1 protein-coding gene is annotated in these 1,899 nt (G+C 65.0%); it reads right to left on the bottom strand.

Translation table 11 applies throughout. From position 1 onward, the window contains the following. Positions 1 to 1,899 (bottom strand): acetate--CoA ligase (gene acs, locus H7847_RS26510; protein ID WP_227272709.1); only part of this gene is annotated, 1,899 nt, incomplete at both ends.

The following is a 1,899-nucleotide window of genomic DNA, read 5'->3' as shown; positions in this document are numbered from 1 at the left end:
CGCGGTTCATTCTGTTTTTGATGAGGTCGTTTACGACGGTTGGGTCTGCGAGAGTTGAGGTGTCTCCGAGGGCGCCGTAGTCATCTTCGGCGATTTTGCGCAGGATGCGGCGCATGATCTTGCCGGAGCGGGTCTTGGGCAGGCCCGGGGCCCATTGGATCAGGTCGGGGCTGGCGATCGGGCCGATTTCGGTGCGGACCCAGGTGCGGAGTTCCTTCCGCAGCTCCTCGGTGGGCTCGACGCCGTTCATCAGCGTCACGTAGCAGTAGATGCCCTGGCCCTTGATGTCATGCGGGTAGCCGACGGTCGCGGCCTCGGCGACGGCGGCATGGGCCACCAGCGCGCTTTCGACCTCGGCGGTGCCCATGCGGTGACCGGAGACGTTGATGACGTCATCGACGCGGCCGGTGATCCAGTAGTCGCCATCGCCGTCGCGGCGGCAGCCGTCGCCGGTGAAGTAATAGCCGGGGTAGTCGGAGAAATAGGTCTTCTCAAAGCGCGCGTGATCGCCCCAGACCGTGCGCATCTGGCCCGGCCAGCTCGAGGCGATGCAGAGCACGCCCTCGACGTCATTGCCCTCGATGATCTCGCCGCTTGCAGGCTCCAGCACCACCGGCTCGATGCCAAAGAACGGCTTCATCGCGGCCCCCGGTTTCATCGCATGGGCGCCGGGCAGCGGGGTCATCAGGTGGCCGCCGGTCTCGGTCTGCCACCAGGTGTCGACGATGGGGCAGCGGCCCTGGCCGATCACCTCGTTGTACCAGGTCCAGGCCTCGGGGTTGATCGGCTCGCCCACGGTGCCCAGCAGCCGCAGCGTGCTCAGATCGCAGCCCTCGACATAGCTGTCGCCCTTGCCCATCAGCGCCCGAATGGCGGTGGGCGCGGTGTAGAACTGCGTCACCTTGTGCTTTTCGCAGACCTGCCAGAAGCGGCTGGCATCGGGGTAGGTGGGCACCCCCTCGAACATGATCGTGGTCGCACCATTGGCCAGGGGCCCGTAGACGATATAGCTGTGCCCGGTGACCCAGCCCACATCGGCGGTGCACCAGAAGATATCGCCGTCGTGATAGTCAAAGGTGATCTCATGGGTCATCGCCGCATAGACCAGGTAGCCCCCCGTTGTGTGCACCACGCCCTTGGGCTGGCCGGTGGAGCCGGAGGTGTAGAGGATAAAGAGCGGATCCTCCGCCCCCATCTCTTCGGGCGGGCACTCGGCGCTGACGGTCTCGGCCTCTTCGTGCAGCCAGTAATCGAGCCCCTCGCGAAAGGCCACCTGCTGGCCGGTGCGGCGCACGATCAGGCATTTGACGTCGTCGGTGTCGTGCAGCAGGGCCTGGTTGACGTTGTCCTTGAGGTTGGTCACGCGGCCGCCGCGCGGGGCGCCGTCGGCGGTGATCACCAGCTTGGCGTCGCAGCCATTGACGCGCGCGCCCAGGGCATCGGGCGAGAAGCCGGCAAAGACGATGGAGTGGATCGCGCCGATGCGCGCACAGGCCAGCATGGCATAGGCGGCCTCGGGGATCATCGGCAGGTAGAGGACGACGCGGTCGCCTTTGCCCACGCCGAGGTTCTTGAGCACATTGGCCATCTTGCAGACGTTTTCGTGCAGGTCTTTATAGGTGATGTGCAGCGCGGGGTCTGTCGGTTCATCGGGCTCCCAGATGATCGCGGTCTGCTCGGCGCGGGTCTCCAGATGCCGGTCGATGCAGTTGGCGGCCACATTCAGCGTGCCATCGGCGTACCATTTGATCGACACCTGCCCCAGCGTGTAATCCACGTCCTTCACCTGCGTGAACCGCCGCATCCACGCCACACGATCCCCCTGCGCACCCCAAAAACCCTCAGAATCCGTCAGCGAGGTGGCGTACATCTCCTCATACTGATGCGCATTAACGTGGG

This window comes from Roseobacter weihaiensis (assembly GCF_020622345.1).
In the GTDB taxonomy this organism is placed as follows: domain Bacteria; phylum Pseudomonadota; class Alphaproteobacteria; order Rhodobacterales; family Rhodobacteraceae; genus Roseobacter; species Roseobacter weihaiensis.
The sequence above is the reverse complement of the archived record's forward strand: the minus strand, read 5'-3'. Positions and strand labels throughout refer to the sequence as shown.